This window comes from Terrabacter terrae (genome assembly GCF_039529575.1).
Classification (GTDB): Bacteria; Actinomycetota; Actinomycetes; order Actinomycetales; family Dermatophilaceae; genus Terrabacter; species Terrabacter terrae.
The window spans coordinates 1-1,973 of record NZ_BAAANB010000031.1 but is presented as its reverse complement, the minus strand read 5'-3'; the positions used below and the strand labels follow the sequence as shown (position 1 = coordinate 1,973).

2 protein-coding genes are annotated in these 1,973 nt (G+C 75.0%); both read right to left on the bottom strand.

Features of this window, described 5'->3' with window-relative positions; genetic code table 11:
* On the bottom strand, positions 1 to 999 hold a 999-nt coding region (locus ABD194_RS18635; protein ID WP_343994266.1), incomplete at its 3' end, for a fructose PTS transporter subunit IIB.
* 54 nt (positions 1,000 to 1,053) lie between these two features.
* Positions 1,054 to 1,973, bottom strand: a 920-nt coding sequence (gene pfkB, locus ABD194_RS18630) for a 1-phosphofructokinase (RefSeq protein WP_343994264.1), incomplete at its 5' end; no start/stop codon positions are given.

The window sequence follows — 1,973 nt, the reverse complement described above, 5'->3', positions numbered from 1 at the left end:
GCCGGTGCCGGCGCCCTCCTCGACCTTCGAGGTGAGACCGCCCGACGCTCCTGCCGTGGCGGCGGCGGCCGCCGCGGCCTCGCGCTTGCTCGGGTCGGCGTCCCACTCGGCGACGAGCTGCTCGGCCTGCGAGACCAGGGCCGGGCCGTCGGAGATGCCCTTCTTGACACCGACGTCGACGAGCGGCTTGCCGGCGAATCGGCCGGCGTCCTTGACGGGCAGGTCGTGGGCGAAGATCACGGCGTCGGCTTCGGCGATCTCGGCAGCGCTGATCGGCTTGGACCCGGCAGAGCCCTGCGTCTCGACCGTGATCGTGTGGCCGGCGACCTTGGCGGCGTTCTCCAGGCCCTCGGCCGCCATGTAGGTGTGGGCGATGCCGGTCGGGCACGAGGTGACGCCGACGAGCTTGAGCGTCCGCTTGGGCGCCGGCTCCGCGGTCGCGACGGCCGTCGGGGCGGCGGCACCGGTGCGGTCCGCACCCCCGGCGGTCGCGCCGGCACCAGCGGCAGCGCTGGTGGCAGCGGCGGTGGCAGCGGCGGCGGGCGCCGGCTGGTCGAGCCCCACCTGCTCGCTGACGATGCGAACGACCTCGGCCTCGGTCGTCGCGGCGGCGAGGGCCGCCTTGAAGTCCTTCTTCATCAGGGCGCGGGCGAGCTTGGGCAGCATCTGCATGTGCGCGTCGCCGCCGCCCTCGGGTGCGGCGATGAGGAAGACGAGCGTGGCGGGGCCGTCCTTGGCGCCCCAGTCGATGCCGTCGCCGGAGCGGCCGAAGACGAGCGAGGGCTCGGTGATGGCGGCGCTGCGGGCGTGCGGGATGCCGATGCCGCCGGGCAGTCCGGTCGCCATCGTCTCCTCGCGCTTGCGGACGTCGGCGAGGAAGGTGTCGAGGTCGGTGCACCGGCCGGAGGCGACGAGTCGCTCGCCGAGCCTGCGCGTCGCCTGGTGGCGGTCGGCACCGGTGAGGTCGAGGACGACCTGCTCTTCGGTGATGAGGGACATGGCGGTTCCTTTCAGGAGGGGACGTTCAGGCTGTTTTCGGTGTCTGGAGGTGGCTCAGGCGAGGACACGGTCGAAGTCGGGCTCGCGGGTGAGCTCAGGGCGTATGCCGTCCAGGTCAGCGGGTGCGGGCACCCGGCTCCCCGGGAGGGTGACGGCCGCGGCGCCCCACGAGACCCCGGCGACGAGGGCCTCCGCCGGCGAGCTGCCGGTGGACAGGCCGTGGAGCAGGCCGGCGAGCATGCAGTCGCCGGCGCCGACGGTCGAGAGCGGCGCGGTGATGGTGGCGCGGGCGTGGGCGCACTCGTCTGCGGTGACGAGCAGGGCGCCGTCGCCACCGAGGCTGACGGCGACGACCTCGATGCCGGCGGTGACGAGCTCTCGGGCGGCGTCGCGGACGTGGGCCAGTGTCGGCAGGTCGTGGCCGACGAGCTCGGCCAGCTCCTCGTGGTTGGGCTTGACGAGGTGCGGCGTCGCGGCGACGGCGGCGGCGAACGGCGCGCCGGAGGAGTCGATGGCGACGCGGGCGCCGCGCTCACGCGCCCGGGCCGTGAGGACGGCATACAGGTCGGTGGGGGCGCCGGGAGGGAGGCTGCCGCAGCCGACGACCCACGAGGCGTCCTCGACCCGGGCGAGGGTGGCGTCGAGCAGTGCGTCGACCTCGGCGGCCGAGAGCTGGGGGCCGGGCTCGTTGAGCTTCGTCGTCGTGCCGTCGGGCTCCAGGACACTGATGTTCATCCGGACGGACCCGCGGACGGGGACCGAGGCGTGCCGCACGGCCGCGGCGTCCAGCAGCTCTCCGAGCAGGTGCCCCTCGGGCCCGCCGCTCGGCAGGACGGCCAGGGTGGCGTCGCCCTGCGCGGCGAGGGCGCGGGAGACGTTGACCCCCTTGCCGCCGGGGTCGATGCGGCTGCTGCTCGCCCGGTGCACCTCGCCGCGGTGCAGCGACGGGATGAGGACGGCGCGGTCGATGCTCG